The 19,935-nt window shown below is 60.2% G+C and carries 18 protein-coding genes; 7 read left to right on the forward strand and 11 right to left on the reverse strand.

What is annotated here, in order from left to right:
* The first annotated feature begins 77 nt into the window (after window positions 1-77).
* The gene (locus K288_RS0122135) at window positions 78-1,262 is read left to right on the forward strand and encodes a hypothetical protein (RefSeq protein WP_244443205.1); all 1,185 of its coding nucleotides are present in this window, start codon (window positions 78-80) and stop codon (window positions 1,260-1,262) included.
* Window positions 1,263-1,366: 104 nt separating this feature from the next.
* Here K288_RS0122135 and K288_RS0122140 read toward each other — a convergent pair whose 3' ends face one another.
* Window positions 1,367-1,984: a transglutaminase-like cysteine peptidase gene (locus K288_RS0122140; protein ID WP_027581534.1), complete on the reverse strand. Its 618-nt coding sequence runs from the start codon at window positions 1,982-1,984 to the stop codon at window positions 1,367-1,369.
* A gap of 249 nt (window positions 1,985-2,233) precedes the next feature.
* On the opposite strand from K288_RS0122140, the gene K288_RS0122145 reads away from it, so the two are divergent.
* Together K288_RS0122145 and K288_RS0122150 are read left to right on the forward strand one after the other, a co-directional pair.
* Window positions 2,234-2,971, forward strand: a complete 738-nt coding sequence (locus K288_RS0122145) for a metallophosphoesterase family protein (RefSeq protein ID WP_027581535.1) — start codon at window positions 2,234-2,236, stop codon at window positions 2,969-2,971.
* 72 nt (window positions 2,972-3,043) lie between these two features.
* The gene (locus K288_RS0122150; RefSeq protein ID WP_244443206.1) at window positions 3,044-3,700 is read left to right on the forward strand and encodes a hypothetical protein; all 657 of its coding nucleotides are present in this window, start codon (window positions 3,044-3,046) and stop codon (window positions 3,698-3,700) included.
* A gap of 51 nt (window positions 3,701-3,751) precedes the next feature.
* Here the strand turns inward: K288_RS0122150 and K288_RS46210 are convergent, their stop codons facing one another.
* The 4 genes from K288_RS46210 to K288_RS0122175 form a co-directional block, all read right to left on the reverse strand.
* A complete protein-coding gene (locus K288_RS46210; protein ID WP_043160406.1) occupies window positions 3,752-4,570 on the reverse strand; it encodes a cyclic nucleotide-binding domain-containing protein in 819 nt (272 codons plus the stop codon).
* Between the two features lie 88 nt (window positions 4,571-4,658).
* Entirely contained in the window at window positions 4,659-5,651 is a 993-nt protein-coding gene (locus K288_RS46215) for a metal-dependent phosphohydrolase (protein WP_201449708.1), read from the reverse strand.
* Window positions 5,652-5,946: 295 nt separating this feature from the next.
* Window positions 5,947-6,987 carry a hypothetical protein gene (locus tag K288_RS0122170; protein WP_244443207.1) on the reverse strand — a complete coding sequence of 347 codons (1,041 nt, stop codon included), beginning with the start codon at window positions 6,985-6,987 and terminating at the stop codon, window positions 5,947-5,949.
* Between the two features lie 138 nt (window positions 6,988-7,125).
* On the reverse strand, window positions 7,126-7,515 hold the full coding sequence (locus tag K288_RS0122175) for a nuclear transport factor 2 family protein (RefSeq protein ID WP_084799689.1): 390 nt from the start codon (window positions 7,513-7,515) through the stop codon (window positions 7,126-7,128).
* A gap of 346 nt (window positions 7,516-7,861) precedes the next feature.
* On the opposite strand from K288_RS0122175, the gene K288_RS0122180 reads away from it, so the two are divergent.
* Window positions 7,862-8,458, forward strand: a complete 597-nt coding sequence (locus K288_RS0122180; RefSeq protein WP_027581541.1) for a TetR/AcrR family transcriptional regulator — start codon at window positions 7,862-7,864, stop codon at window positions 8,456-8,458.
* A 71-nt stretch (window positions 8,459-8,529) separates the two neighbouring features.
* Window positions 8,530-9,390 (forward strand): EamA family transporter, encoded by an 861-nt coding sequence (locus K288_RS0122185; RefSeq protein ID WP_027581542.1) that lies wholly within the window; start codon window positions 8,530-8,532, stop codon window positions 9,388-9,390.
* A 1,445-nt stretch (window positions 9,391-10,835) separates the two neighbouring features.
* Here K288_RS0122185 and K288_RS0122190 read toward each other — a convergent pair.
* The 3 genes from K288_RS0122190 to K288_RS0122205 form a co-directional block, all read right to left on the reverse strand.
* Window positions 10,836-11,360, reverse strand: coding sequence for a DUF1993 domain-containing protein (locus K288_RS0122190; protein ID WP_027581543.1), 525 nt, complete (start codon window positions 11,358-11,360; stop codon window positions 10,836-10,838).
* Window positions 11,361-11,598: 238 nt separating this feature from the next.
* Complete coding sequence (locus K288_RS0122200) at window positions 11,599-12,975, reverse strand: SagB family peptide dehydrogenase (protein ID WP_027581544.1); 1,377 nt, start codon at window positions 12,973-12,975, stop codon at window positions 11,599-11,601.
* Between the two features lie 93 nt (window positions 12,976-13,068).
* On the reverse strand, window positions 13,069-15,315 hold the full coding sequence (locus K288_RS0122205) for a TOMM precursor leader peptide-binding protein (protein ID WP_027581545.1): 2,247 nt from the start codon (window positions 15,313-15,315) through the stop codon (window positions 13,069-13,071).
* Window positions 15,316-16,274: 959 nt separating this feature from the next.
* Here K288_RS0122205 and K288_RS0122220 point away from each other — a divergent pair.
* Window positions 16,275-17,144 carry a VOC family protein gene (locus K288_RS0122220; protein WP_244443208.1) on the forward strand — a complete coding sequence of 290 codons (870 nt, stop codon included), beginning with the start codon at window positions 16,275-16,277 and terminating at the stop codon, window positions 17,142-17,144.
* 67 nt (window positions 17,145-17,211) lie between these two features.
* Here the strand turns inward: K288_RS0122220 and K288_RS0122225 are convergent, their stop codons facing one another.
* The 3 genes from K288_RS0122225 to K288_RS54830 form a co-directional block, all read right to left on the reverse strand.
* Window positions 17,212-17,646, reverse strand: coding sequence for a hypothetical protein (locus K288_RS0122225; protein WP_027581547.1), 435 nt, complete (start codon window positions 17,644-17,646; stop codon window positions 17,212-17,214).
* Window positions 17,647-17,790: 144 nt separating this feature from the next.
* Window positions 17,791-18,240 carry a hypothetical protein gene (locus K288_RS54825; RefSeq protein WP_244443209.1) on the reverse strand — a complete coding sequence of 150 codons (450 nt, stop codon included), beginning with the start codon at window positions 18,238-18,240 and terminating at the stop codon, window positions 17,791-17,793.
* Between the two features lie 266 nt (window positions 18,241-18,506).
* Entirely contained in the window at window positions 18,507-18,980 is a 474-nt protein-coding gene (locus tag K288_RS54830; RefSeq protein WP_244443210.1) for a hypothetical protein, read from the reverse strand.
* A 49-nt stretch (window positions 18,981-19,029) separates the two neighbouring features.
* On the opposite strand from K288_RS54830, the gene K288_RS46225 reads away from it, so the two are divergent.
* Complete coding sequence (locus tag K288_RS46225; protein ID WP_152535626.1) at window positions 19,030-19,692, forward strand: hypothetical protein; 663 nt, start codon at window positions 19,030-19,032, stop codon at window positions 19,690-19,692.
* Window positions 19,693-19,935 lie beyond the last annotated feature (243 nt).

A 19,935-nucleotide genomic window follows, 5' to 3' on the forward strand; every position in this document is an offset into this window, starting at 1 on the left:
ATTTCGCCCTCCTCTTCGCGCTTGTTTTCACCACCACCCTTGAGCCTTCCAACTCCGACTTCGTCACCGAGCTCGGAATGGCCGCGGCAGGCGTGTGCCTGCTGGCGGCATCGATGGACGCGAGCAAGGCCGATCGAGAGCACTTCCTGCGCACGACGGCAAAGCTGCGCTGGGCGTTGATAGCCATTCCGCTCTGCATCGGCGCGCAATTGATTCCGATCGGGTTGGCGATGGCCCATCCGATCTGGACCACCACATACGATGCCCTGCAGGGAATCCCGTTCGGATACGTCACGGCCGACTTCAGCCGGACGCTCGGTGCGTTCTTTCTGGCGCTCGCATCTGTCGCTCTGCTCGGGGTGACGATCGTTCTGGGCAGGGATCGTCGCCGGGCCGAAGTCATCCTGTTCGTGTTGTGCGGGCTGACAACTCTCGTGGCCATGTTGAAGATCATTGACTATCGGCTGCACGGAGAGAGCATTGGTCCGGATAGTTGGGATTTCGCGACCAGCTTGAGCGGCCTTGGCGTGGCGCTCAATCTCGCCGTCATTCAATTGGCTGCAGAACGAGCCGAAACGCGTCACGCCATCATCCGTTCAGTTGCCGTCGGCTTGCTGGGGCTTGCCGGCCTGCTGATCAACGGCGCTGTTGTCATGGCAGATTCCAACGCGAACGGCACCGTTGCCTGCGCGCTCGGCATCGCGTTGTTTCTGCTGATCTTGGCGATCCGCAGGCTGGACTTGTCGATGCTGGCCACGACCGCGATTGCCGTGGCCGCAGCCGTTGGCGCGGCTCTTGTTCTGACCTGGATCTTTGAAAAGGGCTCCGGATCGCCGCTGCTGCGGCTCCTGCCGATCCAGCCGGATGAGACACGCGCTGTGCTCGACCGCCTGATTGCCGACACGCGCTGGTTCGGTGCCGGCGCCGGAGCCTTCCAGTCGATTGGCCGGATCTATCAACCCGGCGATGCAACGGGACCGCTCGCCGCCCCCTCCGCGGCGATCGCGCTATTCGTGGGAACGGGCTGGATCGGGTTGGCACTGGCGGTCGCGATTGCGCTCTCGCTCCTGACACGCCTCGTCTCAGGCGCGCTGCGGCGCGGCCGCGACTCCTTCTTCCCGGCGGCGGCCGCCGCCTGCCTCAGCTTCGGCATCGTGCAGGGGTTTGCCGGTCCCGGCCTGCTGCGCACCGGGGCCATCATCTGCCTTGCGGTGATCGTGGGGCTTGGCCTCTCGCAAAGCGTCAGCCAAGCCGCGCGATGAGCTAGCGCGTTTTCGAGCGAAGTGGACATCGGTTCGCGTGAAGAAAACGCGTCAAAACAAGAATCTAGAGCACTCGCGACAAACGCGAAGCGTTTGCGTGGAGATCAGGCGTTGCGGTCGCCCAGGGATGCCCAATAGTTGGGGTTCTTGGGCATCTGGATCCGCACCCAGCGATAGGGCTTGCGCGACCAGGGCATGATGTTCTGGGACAGATTGTCGAGGACCAGCTCGCCGCTGAACGTGCGCACCACAACGACCAGGTGATGCTCGCCCCAGTTCGTCACCACCTCACTGAGCAGGACGGCCCGGGCCGGCCACCCCCTTGCGATCAGCTCGTGGCGCTTGGTCACCGCATAGTCGTTGCAGTCCCCGCTCGCGGGATGCAGCAGCCACTTCTCGCCGGCAAGCCCTTCGAGATTGGCCTGCGGCCGAATCCCGGCATTCACCGAATGGTTGACCTCCTTGAGATCGGCCCAACGCTCGGCGGTCAGCTTCAGCCGTCCGCCTCGGAACACCATGCGGCGCGGTTTGCACTCCTGGGAATATTTGAGGCAAAAGATCGTGAACGCCATCGGCGGCAGTGTCGGCGCATCGAACTTGATGTATTGAATGGCCCCGCGCAGCGCCATCGGCGTACCGACAAAGCCGGCCTTCGCACCGTGCTGCAACCCAATCGTGAAGATGGCGGCGGCAACCGCCAAGACCTTTACAACTCCGCGCATTTTGCGCTCCCCCGTTCTTGTTGCGGGCAAGCTACAAAAGACCTCTTGAGATACAGCTCATTCGCTGCGCGGCCATTTAGTCAAAACCGACGCAACTCATTCTATAACAATTAACGATATTAGTCCGGAATGGTCTCTGATAAGAGCCGTCGCAGGACTGATCGGCTCTAGCGCGTTTTCGAGTGAAGAAAACGTGTCAAAACAAGGACCTGGAGCTTCGGCTCCAGAGACAGGCGAGTTGGCTTAAGGATGGGTCTGACCCGACGCTTTCGCAAGAACATCAAGCCCCGGCTTCCCGATGGCGTTCGCGTCTATGCGATCGGAGACGTCCACGGACGGGCAGATCTTCTTCAATCGCTCTTAACCGTAATCGACGTTGATCTCGACCGGTCGGCGCCGGAGCGCGCCATCCAGGTCTTTCTCGGCGATTACATCGATCGCGGACCGCAATCGCGGGCTGTGCTCGATATCCTGATCCGGCGCAGCCAAAGTCACGAAACGGTTTGCCTCAAGGGGAACCACGAGGTGTTTCTGCTCGACGTCCTGAAGGACCCCGCCAAGCTGCAGGACTGGCGCCACTACGGCGGCCTGTTGACGCTGATGTCCTATGGCGTGACCCCGACCATGAATCCGACCGCCGAGGAACAGGTCGAGTTCATCGAGCGATTGAAGCATGCCTTGCCGCCCGAGCACCTCGCGTTCCTCGAGCAGTTGCCGACTTCGTTCACCTGCGGGGACTTCTTCTTCGTCCACGCCGGCGTTCGTCCCGGCGTTTCGCTCGACAGGCAGAACGACCAGGATCTGCTCTGGATCAGGGAGGAATTCCTCAATTCCGAGGAGCGTTTCGACAAATACATCGTTCACGGACACACGCCCGTCAGCGCACCCGACGTTCGGCCGAACCGGATCAACATCGATACGGGCGCCTATGCGACCGGCAACTTGACGCTGCTGACGATACAGGGTGATAGTCTGCTCGCGATTTGAAGTTTCAATTGGGTTTATCCAGCGCGCCGGCGAACAGACGGTGCTCATCCACATATTCAGCCGATGAATCAAATGACCTGGCTCCGCGCGGTAGGAGCGTGCACGGCGGTGGTACTGATCACCTATGCCGGCTTCGCCTTCTGTGCGGCCCTGAGTCGGTCCAAGCTTCGTGCAGACGAGCTGGTCACGGGCAGATTTCAACCCGAGGCCGGGACAGGTTTTGCCTCCACCGTCCTCGCGGCTCTGTTTCCCTTCGATGGAGATTTTCTCGCTGATCATGCCATCGCGAAGACGGCGCAGGTTCTCAATCAACCCGCTCTCGATGCTTCGACCCGGGCGGAGGACAATCGGGCCGCCCAAGGCGCAGTCGTGGCCGCGCTGAATGTTTCGCCGATAAGGCCGGTGCTCTGGTTGACCCTCGCAACGTTGAAAGCGCGGACCAACGGCACAGCCCTTCCCGCACTGAAGGCTTCCTACCTCACGGGACCCGTGTCGTCCGACGTCGCGTTTATGAGACTTCAGGCCGTCACGTCGAGTTCGGCCGCCTCGGATGAAGAAATCCGCCTGCTCGCTCTATCGGATATCCGCGCCGTACTCTCGAACCGCCCCCGTTTCGAAGCCGCGCTCATCGCAGCCTATGTACAGGCCACCCAGAGCGGCAAAACCCTGCTGATGGAATCCGCGCAGGCCCTGGACCCGAAGTTCAGCGGCCTGTTGCGGCGATACTAATCCAGGACGCGTACCCTGCTTACCGCGTGTGCCGCAATTGAGGGCCAAGGGCTAAGCCAGGTCACTCGGGGGCGCCGTCTGTGGTCCAGCCGTTTGTTGCGCAATGATTCCTTCCAGCCGCGAGATGTTTTCCAGGAGGCGCTGACTGGTCAGGAGGAGGAAGTAATAGCCGAATTGCGGATTCTGAAAGTAGATTTCGAGTAGCCTTTCATAAGTTATGGTGAGGACTTGTCCGTCTTCTATGCACTCGACCGTCCCGGTTCGTCGGTTATTCGGCGTGAGAAAGCCAAGTTCTCCCATGAGGCGTCCTGGCGGAAGCTCGACGCCGATTTCCTTGACCAGAAACTTCCCTGTGACGGTGAGAAACATTTCGGCAGCCGCATCACCCTTCTTGAACAATCTGTCGCCCCGGCGATATCGACGCTCGGTCATGAACGGCTTGAGCCATTCCATCGACATGTCGCCCTGCGTCGCGCTGCGTGCCTTCTTGACGAGCTTGAGCATTTGACGGAGGCGAACGGCGTTGATCGGCAGCAACAGCAGATAAAGGAGAAAAGTGGAGACGTTTCCGGAAAGCGCGCCAAAGGTCGCGAAGAATGTACAGCCGACCATGTTCGCGACCCGAAGCGGCACCATCGTCTGCATCAGCAAGGTAGCGACAAAGAAGATGGCGCCGACCAAGGCGAACATGTTGGCGAGCGTGATGTTGGCCAGCACAATTTCGACCAGCCGATTAAACAGTGCGTCGGAGGTGATGTTGTTGGGATCAAGTCCCATTTGGACCAGAATCTTTGCGATCCTGAGATTGTCTGCGGCCGCATTAAGAATGCGGTCCAGTATCGTCGAAAAATCTGCAATGCTGGGCTGCATCGTATTTTCTCGTGCGGGTAAAGGCCGTCGTTATGGTCGGATGTCATGGATGTAGATAGTCGAAGCCGGTCGGCACCCATGCAATCCGTCAATTAGTTGGTTCTGCCGTCGTACGTAACGCCAAGCCGGAGCAATGTAGGCGCAAATTTTGCGTCAGGGGAAGACCGGACGCGGTCGTAACGCGGTCAAAGCGACGCTGGTGACCCGCTGCCTCCGCCAGCTGGGCCACTCGGCAGTGCACCAGTAATGGCTCCCCGGTGCTCTTCTGAGAACACGTGCGCATAGAGATTGGCGATCCATTGCTTGCCTTCCTGCGTGACCCGCAGATACCGAAGTGCGTCGCCGATATAGGGGCAGACAGCATTCCAGAAAAAGTGGGGTACGCTGCGCGTAAATCATCGGGAGTTTGATATCCGAGCTTCCCGCTCGCACCGGTTTCCCGAAATTCGGCAAACAAGGCCGACGTCTTGCGCAGATAGTCGATGTCGGCCAATTGGCCGATCAAATCGGCTGCACGAAGCAAGCCAGGATAATCCGTTGTATTGGTATGCTCCTCGCCCTCCGGTACCGGAAAGCGCGTGTGCTCGATGTTTGCCTCGATTTCTTGCGTATCGATGTCGGTCAAGCTCACCCTGCCGAAACGTTCGCGGACAAAGAGCTTGGATCGCGTGACATGATACGGGGTCAAGGATGCGTCCGTGGCTCCGGCGGATATTTGCACGAGATCACCGTTTTCGTTACAGACATATTGTCCATTCCGGTCGCCCCGACAGACCCCACGCACATAGCCGATGTCGTGGCACAAGAGCGAAATCATGAAATGGAGCCAGTCGCGGGGCCTGACGCCACCTTCGATCGTATGCTTGCCGAGTAGAATGTCCTGGCCGACCAACGTCACCATGATGGTGTGGTTCATGTCGTGGTAGGCCGCATCGCTGTTGGCAATATTCTCCAGCGCGAGGCGCCCGACGAAACCAATGATATCCGGATAGGCGGGCTCGAGGATTCCGTAGATTTGGCCGTACTTGCCTTTAAGTTGCTCAACGAACGCTTGGATGACAATTTGAGTTGGGTTGAACATGATCGCCTCCAATGCGCGGATGCTATTCCGGTTCGAGTACGTCGTCACGGGGGTTGGCCCCCGAATTCACCCGAAGCCCGGTCGCGTCCCGACGGCCCTGTCGAACCCTGATTTTGGGGCGGCCCCCAGGATTGGGCACGGCTGACGGCGCAGGTTCTGAATCAACCCGCGCTCGATGCTTCGATCCAGGCGGAGGACAATCAGGCCGCTCAAGGCGCAGTCGTGGCCGCGCTGACCGTTTCGCCGATAGGGCCGGTGCTCTGGCTGACCCTCGGCCGTACGGAAGAACAACCCTTTACCGCGCCCTGACTTCTTCAACCTTCGAAATCGCTCGCTCAAATTTCCTATTGAAAAGCCACATCGCATCAAGAATTTCGCGGAAGGATGCCGATGTTCTTCTTCTGTCGGCTTGTCCAAAAGCGAAGATACTGTTGTTTCGCAGATGCCTCATGATCACGCGGTCGGACACCCTGTAGTCCGTCAAGTGGCCCGACCTGAGCGCGGACCTTGTCGGCGTCGGAATGATCTGTATGAGCTCAAAGAATTTCATTTGATCGATCGGGCTTGGCAGCGTTTTCACGATTGCGGGGATTTCCCGGAAAAGGTCTGCGTGGGCGTTCATGAGGCCGTCTCTCACCGCGGTCCAGTGATTGAGCCGATGATCCATGTCGCCGATCCGCGCCTCTTCCCTGTCATCGCGAGCGATCAATTCCGGATCAGAGGTGATCATCGACTTCTTCAGGGCCTCCCATTTCCTTCGGCCATTCCGATCCTCATCTGGTCCTGTCTGCAGACTACCCTTGTATGTATTCGAGCGCGCATTCCCGACATTTTGCTTGCCGTTTGTCTCCGCAAAAAAGAGCCCCAGGCTGATCCGACCTGCCGCTTCGGCCTGAGTGGCATCAAGGCCCTTGGCTCGCGCGATCGCAACGCCCAAATCGAAAACATCCTTGAACGGTGTCGCCGAGTTTTGCGCGTTGGCGGGCGGCGCCTCCATGAGGTCGAAGAGCTTGCCGTACTCATCAACCAGCGGCTCAATATCGGCGTCAAAGTACTCGGGAGGAATTCCGAATTTGTTGGGTCTTCCGATTTTGGATGGAAGCGCATCCGTGAGATCCTTGTAGGCACTCATGAGATCGATACGTGCAAGATAGAGTGCTTGTCCCGGCAGGTTCGGAAGCCGGCGATTCGAGTCGATCTCGCTGCGCCGCTCGTTCAGGATCGATTTGAAGTTGCTCAATGAGTGAGTGTAGGTATCGCGTGCGTTCGATTGTTTGGTCGTGAGCGCGGCCGGCTGCCCCATTGCGGGTGCCATGCTGACATTGACTGGCGCCATGAACAAAGTTGCGAGAGCAAGAGACGCCTTGGTATAGCATCTAATTTTCATGGCGGTTTCCCAATGCCGATGGGGCCAGCGGCTAGTGGATCGTAAACATCAAGAGCGCGGCTTGGCGAGCGGGTCTCAAATCCGGTCTCAGGACCAGAAGCGATCCTCTCGCTGCTCGTCACCTTGATACTCGCGGAACTCGATCGCCTTCCCGTCCTTCATTTTCCAGACATGCACCTCCGGAAATCTCTCGGAGACCCCCCTTCTCTCTGCATTTGCGGTGGCCAACACGACCACGAGATCGCCCTCGGCCAGGACGTTGTGCACATCAATGCTAAACAGCCCCCCGGAAAGCTCCATCGTGCGTTGAAAGAAGCTCCCCACCTGATCGTGCCCGGTGTAATCGCCTGATAGCGGACTATGGCCGGGAACATGCCAAGTAATGCTCGGATCGAAGGCTGCAAAGACCGCAGGGACGTTTCCCAGCGCGAAGTCCTCGTAGGCTTTGCGAATAATCATCGCATTTGATCTGGTCATCGGCTTCTCCCTTGTGCTGGCCCATCTCCTTTGCGGCATCCATCCGCCCGTCTCGACCCAAGGTACGCTCTGCCTCGTTTGTGGCGGGGATGCGGGACGTGCGGCCGGGGATGGTCAGCCGACCGGATGCATTGTCTGGCATGACCCTACTCCTCGGTTTCTGAGGCCAAGGAGACTACACCTGCGGCCGGTGCAATCGGCCAGGCGCGAGAAACGGCCTTGGCTTTCAGAGCCTTGCGGTCATTTACAGGGGACGAGCGAGGGCGCCGTTGGTACCTTACGAGCGGGTCACTTGCGATTTAAAGACCAATTGGTCTATATATCAGCAATGAGCCGCCAAACCCCAATGCAGTTGCCCCGTGGCCGCCCCCGAAGTTTCGACGTGGAAGCCGCTGTCGAGCGCGCGATGGATGTATTCTGGTCGCGCGGCTATCACGCCACGGCGCTCCCGGACCTTCTTCGTGCGACGAAGCTCTCGCGTGGCAGCCTTTACGCCGCTTTCGGTGACAAACACTCGCTCTTCTTGCGTGCGCTTGATCGCTACATCGCCGATGCCCTGACACGGATGGATGTCGAACTCGACCCCCGCAGAGAGCCGGTCGACGGCCTGCGGGCCTACCTTGCCGGTTATGTTGACCGCACGAGCGGCGCCAATGGTCGGCGCGGATGCCTGCTGGTGGCCACGGCCATGGAGCTGGCCGGCCAGGATGCTGAAGTTGGTCGTCGCATCGCGAGCTTTTTCAAAGCCATGGAGGCCAGGGTGGCGGATGCGCTTTCCCGTGCGAGGACGGCGGGCAAGTTGGCCGATGGTGTTGAGCCTTCAAGTGCCGCCCGAATTCTCGTTTGTTTCGTTGAAGGGCTGCGAGTAGTCGGCAAAACGGCACCGACACGGACCACATCGCAAGCCACCGTTGAGGCCCTTCTCGACCGCTTCATCAAGTAGAAGAACCCATGGACGTCTTCGCTAATGGCACGTCGATATTTGGACTGATCGGTCTTGAAAGGAAGGATGCCATGTCTGCGATCCAGATCGTCTGCGCGGTGGCCGTTCCCTTGCTCTGGGGTTATCAGTTCGTGGCCATCAAGGTGGGCGTTACGGAGTTTCCGCCCCTCTTCTTCCTCGCACTGCGCTTCCTGGCCATCGCGCTGCTGCTGGTTCCGTTCGTCAAAAGGCCCACGCGTCAACAGTTCGGCCCTATCGCCGCTATTTCGATTTTCTTTGGCGGACTGAACTTCGGGCTCTTCTATGTTGGCCTTGGGCTCGGCTCGGGAAGCATGTCGGCCGTCGCATATCAACTCGCCACGCCCTTCACCGTCCTGTTAGCCTGGCCGCTGCTCGCGGAGAGGCCGTCTCGCACCACATCCGCCGGAGTGGTGCTTGCATTCGTCGGCGTGGTCGTGTTGGCAGCGGAGCCTGGCCTGTCGGCAAACGCGCTTCCGCTGCTGCTTGTGGTCGGGGCAGCCTTCGCATTCGCGGTATCCAACGTCTTGACGAAACGCTATGGCCCTTTCGATCCCCTGATGTTGATGGGGTGGTCGTCGCTGCTCACGGTGCCGCAGGTCATGCTGATGTCGTTGCTCCTCGAATATGGACAACTGGCGAGCCTTGTCACGGCGGATGAACGTGGTTGGCTGGCGCTCGCCTACACAATTTTCATCGGAGGAATTGTTGGGTTTGGCCTCTGGTTCTGGCTGATCGCCCGTTGCTCCATGGGCCGCGTCGCGCCGTTCGGTCTGCTGCTTCCGGTGTTCGCCTTGATTTCGAGCGTGTTGTTCCTTGGCGACCGCATGACCCCAAAGTTGATTGTCGGTGGGCTGCTCGCGATCTGCGGCGTCGCCATTACACAAGTAAGGCCGAGCGCTCGACCCATTTGAACCCGGAAATCGCGTCGTGGCGCGTCAGCGGATAAGCAGACATCCGGCGATTAGGCCAAACATGGCGCGAGTGACCATGGTGCTCTCAGAGGGCGCCAATCATCACCGCGGATCAGGAAGGCAATTTTAAGCGCTCTGTCTGGACTAATCGCAAAGGTCTTCCGCCGACAATCGGATCGAACTCGTTCAATGACCTCGTGATCTCGTCCATGATGGGTAATTCTCGGATGCAACGCCACTCAGTTGGAGGCCCCTTTCATATCATAGCTGTTTCGCCTTATGGCCCAAGGCTGACCAACGTCGCGATGTCGGCTTTCTGCGCTGACCGGACTCGCGCTCGAAATTGCAGATGGCTTCTGCTGACTCTCGCCCGGCGGTGCCGCTGGAGCCCACTGTCCAACTTCCGGACAAAGCGGCGGTGGCTTGCGGATGGCGAAGCCCGGCGCCCCAAACGCGGGCACGTCAACGGTGTCCAGACCTATGAAACAGTCGGCATGAGCTCGCGTCCCAATATCTTGGACGCAGCAACCGAACGCGCAGTCCGAATTCGCCCTTGATCCCTTGCGGCGGTACCCTCGTCCTTGGCGCAGAGAATATCGCCGTCTATCTCGTCGAGGTGCACGCCGGCGAACAGACAATCAACCTCTTCGCACCGACGACCAATGCCATGCGAGCTCGTATCGCTCGGTCATGAATGTTGATCAATTGCATGCGCCGCAAATAGATATCCGGGCACGCCATCGCGCTTCGAAGGTGTCAGTCTCTCTCAGTGCCAACGCTTGTGCGTCCAATGGGTCGCCAGTCTTCGCCATGACGACGCCTCCGACTTCTGGAGAACCCGATTCGACAGACGCCTTCCTGGGCCACTCGAGCAACGCTTTCGAAAGCATCGGCTTGCCCGCATACCAGCATTTTCTTCCGTCGATGAGGCGATAGGACCACCACTGCCCCTGCGGATTTGATGGCATCGCGGCGCTGCATTGTTGCTTTGCCTGCGCATTTGATATCCCGATCAACGGGAGCACTGAAATACACGCGGTCAAAGCCAACGATTGTAGCGGCTGTCTCATGAGCGCGCTCAACCGCTTCGTTGCGGCAATCGGATTGCAGCAACGATCAAGTCAGAGCGTGCAGGAGAAGGCCGGACGTATTCTTCCAAAATGAGTCGGGCTTCGCCAATTGCCCGTAGAGCTAGTTGCTGATCAATCATGATTGCCTACTCATCAAATAAAGTACCGCTGACGAGTTAGCGAACGGAGAAATCAAGCCATTTCTAGGAAATATCCTCGCTCTTCTTGGAGGATTCGATCAATTTTTGTTTCAATGCGACCACTTCTTACTGCACGTATCGAGCTAGGCCGTGGACCCATAGATCGGAACGGCTGAGATTGATGGATCGCGGAACGCCTGCTTTTTCGTGCGGGGGCGGATCGTAGACTTTCGGTTTACGCTGATCGGGTGCGTAGCCGTCCCTCGTAATCGCGCTTTCCGAGAGGTACGCCTCGCGAGCGCAGGATGTCGTAGGCAGTGACGGCGTGAAAATGGAAGTTCGGCAACGAGAAGGAGAGAATGAGGGTCTCCGAAGTGAAGGCGAGCCTTCGCGGACCAATCTGAAGGTCCAAATCCTTGCTCGCCCAGCTATTCACCTCGTCGGGGGTGAAGGCCGCCAGCGCCATTTCCGCCTTGTCGATCATGGCCCGCAAATCGGCGAACGGAACCGGTCCAACCAGCGCAGGTGGAGCAAAAACACCGGTCTTCGCGGCTTCCAGTCCCCACACGGCATGGTGCCAAGCCGCTTCGATCTGAAAGTGAAAAGGCGCCATGTCGTCGAAGAGGCGCGCGTTGACGAAATCGTCGGGATCAGCGCCCGTCTCCGAGCAATGAGCGGCAGCACGGTCAAGAAAACCCCCAACAGCCTGCACAGTCTGAAGGAAGGTGGGCACGCTAAGATCGTACAGTGATGTCGCCATCGAAATTCCTGTCCTCAAAGCGGTTCGCACGTCCGCTTTTCAGGATGCGATAGAACGGCGGGAAGGACAAGAATTGGGGCGTTGCCGCCTAGGAACTTCCATCTCGTGGCGGAATCTGATTCAGACTTTGGATGAGCCGATATGACCTGAGCGATTTTGAATGGCGCGAGCCGCTTCTCACGACGCAGCCGTGCCGCGCGCGGACCGTCATGTATTGCGAAACAATGCGGCCGGTTCTCTAGCTTGCGGCAAGCGGTTTCTTGCCGCGCCCGAGTGCGAATTGACCGACCGGGCTCTCCACGTGAAATTCGAGCTCCGTCATTTTTGCAAACAGATCGATGTTGGTAATGCCGATGGCGCAGCCGCCAAGGCCCATATCAGTCGCGGCCAGGTAGAATGTCTGAAGCATGATGCCAACATCCTTCAGGATCAGCGAATACGCGATCGAGCTGTATTTCCAGGAGATCCGCCCGAAGCGCGCGGCGATCATGATCAGGACCTGCGGCGGACCGGGCGCGTCCATGGCAAACTCGGCCGCTGTCGAGAGCGAATGGAGCTGCTGGGCGGAGGCGCCGATCGCTACCAACGCGTGGCCGCCCGCATCGTAATGGTAAAGTCCGCGGGCAAGCCCCTCGCAGTTGGACACCGCGAGGTACAATTCCAGTTCGTACGCGCTGCCGGCCGACGGATAGGGCCTTGTGCTGTAGGTGACTTCGGGACCGCCGTCGAAACTCGCGCCGCTCTTCCATTCCGACAGCACGCGGGCGGTCGTGTCGAGAAACTGCGCGAGCTCGGCGAGGGTGACCGGATGCTCGTCGTCGAAATCCCGTATCGAACGGCGTTCGCGCAACAACTTTGCGAAGGATGAGATCGGCTCCGAGATGGAGAATTTGCGCAAGTCGATTGTCTTGCCGGGCCAAGGTGCACGCACCGCGGGCAGCGGTGGAACGGCGCCCGCATAGGCGAAGGTGCCGCCAAGCAGATTGGCCTGCCGGCCCTCCGTGCTCCGCGTGTGAAACACGAGATCATGAAAATCCCAGAGAACGAGATTGCCGTCGCCTTCATTCAGCCGAAGGCCCTCGCCGCTCTTCGCGTCGAGCTTGAGCAGAATCTGGCTGTCAAGCAGCAGCCCGACCAGGTCGAGGTTGACGGAGGCCGCCTGGCGGCGAAGCTTGCCGATCTTTTGCGGCCGTGACAGCGCAGCGAGGGTAGCGGCGATGGCGGGATCGCCAATCCGAAACAGCGCGCCGGCGCGCGGCGATTCCAGCACCATCTCGTTGCCGCGCCGACGCAGATAGGCGAAGCGCGACAGCACGACCGTATCACCGTCGCCCAGCTTGGCGCGCTGCGGCCAGTACTCGGGGACCTGCGGCTCAATGACCACGACGTCCCGCTCGTCACCCGGACTGGACAGGCGGTATTCGAGAAGCCCATGCCGCGCCAGTCGATGTACGAGCACGTCGACTTCCCTCGCAAGCGCGCTCTTGCCGGCGAAGGAAGCGAGCGGCAGACCGGTCGTCAGGTGTCCGGCGCGGTCCATCGCGGCCGCGCTCAACGGTCCCAGACTGACCAGATGGTCGCCTAGGGAGATGACGACGTTTCCGTCCGCCTGCATCTGAAGGGAAAAACGACCGTTCAATCGGGCGGTAATGACTGGCGCGATCTTGCTGGTCGGCTTTTTCCGTGGAGCGGGCACGAAGGACCACCCTCAGGTGTGCGGAAGGAACGGAGTGAGTTCGCTTTCCGGCCGCGGGCGATCCAGTAATCCGAGCTTCACCGGAACATCGTAAAGCCGGCCCGGTGCGAAGCGGCGATAGAAATGCCGCAAGCCTGGAACGAGCACTCTGACGACGGGGACCTCGACATCGGGCCGCGTCTGGTCGAGCACGAGGAAATCGTATCCCGCGCCGGTGGCGATCTCGACGCAGGCGTTGACCTGGTCGCGCGTATTGTCGTGAACCTTGAGGCTTGGCGCCGGCGGGACAATCGGATTGTCGCTGGGGATCAGGAACGGGTAATCCCGCAGGCGCAGCGGCGTGACGCCGTCAAGCGTCGGCTTCTCGCCGCTTCCGCCGCCCATCATGCCGATCGACATGAACTGGGTCAGCTCGGTGAGCGAACGCAGCAGGGCTATCCGGCGATCGAAATGCGCGCCGGAACCGAACTCGATATTTTCATGTCCGTTCTGCATCCAGTGCGTGATCGCCACGTAAGCGGGAATGCCGAGATCGCTGGTGATGTCGAGCACCCACAGCCTGCGCCCGGCATCGGCAAACTGTGTCTGCAGATCCTGCACGTAGGAATCGTCGAACTGCTTGAGATCGACCTCGGCACGCTGCAGCCGATTGTACCACCAGATAGCGTAGGCATCTCGTTCAACGAGTTCGAGGAAGCCTTGAACGATGGCTTCCTCGCGGGTGTTGCCGGCCGCGCATCCGTTGGAATCGGTATGGAAGCCGCCATAGAAGAAGTACAGCAGGCCGGTCGGAAGATGTCTGAAGCGCTTGTCGCGCAGCGACCAGACCGGTGACCACTCGGTCTTGGTCGAGGGATCGAACGGCTCAGGAACCGGATGTGAATCGTCCGGTGGCGGCGCATACCTGTTTTGAAACTGGGTTTCGCTGAAAAGCTGGACATCGTTGGGAAGCAGCGCGTCGCCGGGAGCGAAATCGACAAAGCGGCGCTCCGTCCTGATCTCGTCACCCTGAAAAATGCCCGAGTAGCGCTCGATCGCTTCCATCAAAGCGCTGGCTTCGCCCTGCTCGGCTGTCGAGCCCTTGCCGAAGCTACCGCCGCTCAGTCCCGACCTGAGTTGGTCGACGCTGAGGGCCGGTGCAGAGAAATTGTGGTGGGCGAAGAAATTGGTGTTCATCGGCAGATCGGCCTCGATCCGCTCGAGCCGCGTAACCACGCCGGTCAGCGCGCTTACATGTTTGCGGAAACGCGCCACGGTGGCTCGAGACGTCACGGTGCGGTATCCACCGCTGGTCATGATGAGCTTTCTGCCCTCGGCGATCTCGATCGGCATCGCCGCCCGACGCGGATTCTGCAGCTTCTTGCTGCCGCAGGTCGGACATTGCGGGCGCCGCGCGACATGGTGCTTGGCGATGACCGCACCAGTCAGGTCGAAGCTTGCAATGTGATCGCGCAGGTCCGTGCGAAAGCCGGAAGCAATCGCCTTCGCAATTTCGACGGCGGCGAAATGGATTGCGGTCTGCCCAATGGGGTCATTGACCAGAGGCGATACGGCGACCGGGCGCACAGATCCGCGATCGAGAAACCCCTTGATCTCGCGATTGCGTATCATGCGATCGAACAGACACGTCCAGCAGGCGCTCTCGCCCGGTTTGAACACCGGTCCCACCAGCGGAAACACGCCGGACGGCTGCACCAGCAGCCACGGCGTCTTGTCGGCCACGCGCTCGCCGTTCATCTCGGCCAACCGCCGGTCAAGATAGTCGTTCACCAGCGTGATCACGAGCTTGGGCGAACGCTTGGCGAATCGAACGCCGAGTTTGCTCAAGGCGGCGGTCAGTTGCGTGGCGCCTTTGACGTCGATCGATTCCACCTGCACGGGCCAGTCGCGCAGATTCTGTTCAGCGACCCCGGGAGGCAGGCCGAGGCTCGCCCAATATCCAGCGACGGCGTCGCCGAATCCGTGCGATGCCGCTGTCACGACATATCGACGCTCGAGCAGCCGCTTGATCGCTTCCTCGATCTTGTCGGGCGGGAAGCTCTTCGAAAGCTGGCGAATGAGTTCCGGTGCTGCTTTCCCATTCTTTCCGATCGCCGTGGCCAGAGCACAATAGAGCTCGCCGTGCAGGAAGAACTTGCGATCCTCGGAATAGAGGCAGACCACATCGGGAGGCAGGACATAGGCGGTGAAATTTGGCGCGAACCGCAAAATGCCTTTGCGGGTCTGGCTTGCAACACGGGTCTTGCGATTGGCTGTCATCGGGTGAGCACGCGAACCTTGTTGGCTGTCATCTCAGATCGCCAGCGCACGGCGAGCCGTTGGCCCAGCCGGACTTGCGCGCTGGCGCCTTCTGGAATTGTTCGATTGAGTTGGATCACACTCGCTTGTTACCGGCAAGCTGTCCACGCTGGCGGGCGAACGTTACGACGAGGACAAAGAAACTGGCCGGGTCGATCGCGAGCCCGGCCAATGCAATCGCGGCTTGTTGATACGCAATCAGGACGCGCCGCCGCCTAGCACCAGCGGCACCGGCCCCACGATGCACAGCAACCTGCGCATGCCACCCACGGCACGCCGATCCCTATCCAACCGCCGCCACAGCCACCAAATCCGACGCCGCATCGGCAGGCTCTGCATCCACAGCCTCCGCAACCGCGACAACCACCGCATCCGCGGAAGCCACCGCATCCCCGGCACCCACCACATCCGTGGCAGCCACCGCATCCGCGAGCGAGCTGCACGCCGCCAGCGATGCTTTCGTTGTCGAAGAGATGGAAGGTGGCGAGGCTGACGTCGGCAAGTTCCTCTTCACCGAGCGTGATCACCGGTCCAGGTGCGGAATTCGGCCTCTGTTGAAGATCGCCTGTCGGTACGACCGCTGCTAATGCGCTACCGGCTAGCGAAAAAGTTAGTCCGGCTGCTCCTAGTGCCGGTACGGCGGTTTTGGTTACGCGCTTCTTTTTCGAAGCTTGCTTCAGCCGCTGCATGGTCGCATCCTCCGAACGTTGCAAGAAGGATATCCGTCAGAGTAACTGTACGCTGAGCGCGCAAGGCAAGCAAGATTGACGCATACACCAAAGTGCGATGACGCGCGTTCAGATTGCATTCATCTTCATGAACGAGACCGCCATATTTTCGTCATCGCACCGCGGCGCAAATTGCAACGACGCCGCTGATGCAGTGCCGCAATCGTCCCCAGGCTGAACGGAGAAACTGGTTTGGTTGACCAACTCGGACGCTTCGCTTGGTATGAACTCCTGACCACGGACCTTGCAGCAGCAAGCGCCTTTTATGGCGAAGTCGTCGGCTGGAGTGTGAAGGACGCATCGACTCCGGAACTGGCCTACACGGTGCTGACTGCCGGCGATGTCCCGGTAGGCGGGCTTATGGATCTCCCGGAAGAAGGGCGACGATTGGGGGCAACGCCGAGATGGGTCGGTTACGTCGCCGTCGATGACATGGATGCGACGGCCGCCGAGATCGGGCGTCTCGGAGGCGCCATCTTCGTGCCGCCGACCGACAGCAATATCGGGCGAATTTCAGTGGTCGCCGATCCGCAAATGGCGACCTTTGCGCTGGTCACTGGACTGACGTACGGCCAACGGCAACCAATTGGGTTAGACGAACCTGGGCGCGTGGGCTGGCACGAATTGCTGGCTCAAGACCGCAACAAGATCTTTGATTTTTACGGCGAGCTTTTTGGCTGGCAGAAGGCCAACGCTGAAACCGATCCCGCAGATTTGTATCAATTGTTTTCGGCGGCCGGACAGACGATCGGCGGCATGCTCACCAAGCTTCCGAGCGTGCCGCAGCCATGCTGGCTCTATTATTTCAATGTCGACGACATCGGCGCGGCTGCGAAGCGCGTCAATGCTGGCGGAGGCCGGATCCTTCAGGGTCCGATCGAACTGCCTGATGGTTGCTGGATCGCGCGATGTGTCGATCCCCAGGGCGCCCTGTTTGCACTGCAGGGAGCTCGGGGTCAGGAAGTCGCCGAGCGACCCTCAGGCTCGGAAGTCGCCTGGTCCGCGAAATGGGGTGGCGTTGCGTCCCAAGGCAGGATGGTGCTCCCCAAGCCGAAGCGCTAGAGCGTTTTCGAGCGAAGTGGATACCGGTTCGCGTGAAGAAAACGCGTCAAAACAGGAATCTGACCGCTCAATTTATCAGAAATTTGTAGGCGACGAGCAGAGCCACCATGGCTGCGAAGATCAGCAGGGCCGGCACGGATTTTCGGACGGCTGGCCTTTCGGGGGCGGCCGCCGATTGCCGAGCTGGCGGAGGCTTACGCTGTCCCTGCGACCGCACGACGCCGTTATCCACTGACGTAGCGAGAGCTTCCAGTTCCGGCGCCGCGCCAACGCCTCCCATCTCGCCATAATAGGCGTCGTAGACCTCGCGAACTGCCACCGCTTTCGACTCGGCCTCGCTCATCCGCTCGAGCCTGGCTCGATAGCTGAGCAAGAACCCTTGCGCATTTGGAGGCAAGTCATCGAAGCTCCCGAGCTTGGCCATCATCAGCCATGTGGCAAAATCCGCCTCCGCTTTGGAGTGGGCTTTTCGGGCGATGCGGATGCTCGGACGTGAGGCCATAATTATCTGATCGATTTGCAGCGCAAAATCGCGGGCATTCATGGCGTTCGTTGGACAGTTCGCCTGGATGTGCGAGTTCTCCAAGCGGGCGTCAAGCACCTCGCTTTGGGTTTCTTTATGTGCAGGCCACGCCTGCGGCCGGGCTCATCGTGCCGGCAACGGAACAAAGTCCTCCTCTCGCCGCGGCTGGTCGGTGCGGCCGCGGAAGACAAACATTCCCTGGTTGGTTGAGACGATGTCGCCGGCCTGCAGGCTTTCGTCGTTAAGAACGCGCTCGGTGGCGACGAGGTCGGGATCTTCGGGAATCGGCATATAGAGCTCGGGGTGCTCCCGCCGCTCTTGCGCGACTTCCCGCGCCCTTCTTTTCGCGTCCTCGATCCTCTGCCGCCACGCATTGCGCGATATCTCGGGCTGCAGCGGACTGTCATCCGTGGTGCTGGCCGCTACGTCTTCGGCGCACGAGAGGTTTGCGCAATCGACGATGCCGAGTGCAACAACAAGCGTGGCCGCAGTCTTCCATCCGTTCATCCTGCTGCCACCGCACGCAACCGGAGATAGGTGTACCTGATTATCGGATGCCGCTTCCTCGGACATTGCTTCGGTAGGGAAGCGCGCGTCGTACTCCAAGCGGTGGAGAAGGTATCTGGGTCGGGACGTTGGGCGTCGCAGTTGGCCGCGCGGGCTGCTGGGGCGGATTCACCGTGAAGACCTGATTCGTGTTCGGGGTCGACGGGTCTCTCACCCCCTGCGCGGCAGCGGCGGATGGGATGATCAGAACAGATACGAACAACAATACGCCCTTCATCGCCTTGTCTCCTGAGCGACGAGAAACGCCTAAGCCCGCCCGCAGTTCCCGAGATCTAATATCGCGGGAGTGCGACAAGTTTGCCGTCGCGGTACACCCGCTGGACGGCCATGCCCGCGGGCAGGCTACCGGTTGCAACGTTGCGAATCGTCGTAGGCCGTGACGCGCTCTGCGTTGTCTGCGCCTTCTGCGCGCGCTGCGAGGCCGACATCGGATAGTTCGGCGGATCCTTGATGCCTTGCGCCAATGCCGGCTGCATCAAAACGATGGAAAGACCGAGAGCTGGCAGAACGCCGCGCATATCAAAGTACCGACTAAAGAATGACTCCCCGGAATGTTGCAGGTTTTCCGGCAAAAGCAAGCGCCTTATCGACATCGGTCCGCGGCAACGGGTTGCAGTCCATGCTTCGGACTTTGATGCCCGCGTTCTTGCTGCTAGGCAGAGAGAAGAAGTTTGATCGATTGCAATGACTGCTTCCGGCGACCCGTCTGACACTGCGCAAAATTCGGCGATGAGGGCGGAGTTCATTCGCATTCTCTCCGCGCGGCTACAGTCCGTCTCCGCTGATCCGATGCAAATGCGCGAGCTGGTCTATGACCTGGCCCGCATCCGCCTGCTCGAGCAATTCGGACATGGCGACGCCAGACATTCGCGGCAGACCATGGAGGTGCTGGAGAGCGCGATCGGCGAGGTCGAACGCCTCTTCGCCGAAGGCAGCCAGGACATCACACTGCTTGCATCGCCCACCAGCCCGGGCACGGCCAAGCCAGAATTCCCGCAAGCGATGTCCGCTCCACCGTTCTTGGCGCGCGCAACACCCCAGCACCGGACTGCAGCGCTTTCCGCTTTCAGCCGATCGAAACGATGGAGCGACTTCAGCACGCCCATCCGGCTCGCAGCGGTATTGCTCGTTCTCGCGATCGTTGGCGCAGCCGTCTTCTCCTGGCCAACGGCGCGATCCGGTATCGTCGCGCTCCTGCGCCCTCCGCGCGCACCGGCACAGAACGCGCCTTCCGCGCCGCGAGAAGGCGCACCCATCGAGCGTCCGCAGGCAGTGGCCAACGCACCGACCGTCTCCCCTGCCTCCGCGGCTGAGCCTGGGTTTCCGCTTCCCAGCACGTTCGGCGTTTTCGTCCTGAGCGACGGACAACTGCAGGAATTGAAGGTGCTGCCGGGCAAGGTCCCGGACCGCCGGCTATCTAATGCACACATCTTTGTTGCGAAGATCGGCGAAGACTGATTCCCTGATGAGAGGCGGTCTTGTGGAGGGAGGTCTTATGTCGATGGAGGTTGGACTGGGACGATTTGGCGATCGTCGCCTGGAAAAAGGGGGGCGTCGTTGCATGACGCCCTCGTTCGCCGGCCTGGTTCATGCATTCGTCGTCTTGCGGGGGACCGAGCGCAGGAGGTGCGTTTTACGCGCTTTCTGCGCAATGAACGGGTGAGTGTCGCCGAGATGGCGAGCCATGCGGCTTCGCGCACG

This window comes from Bradyrhizobium sp. Ai1a-2 (assembly GCF_000426245.1).
Lineage (GTDB): Bacteria > Pseudomonadota > Alphaproteobacteria > Rhizobiales > Xanthobacteraceae > Bradyrhizobium.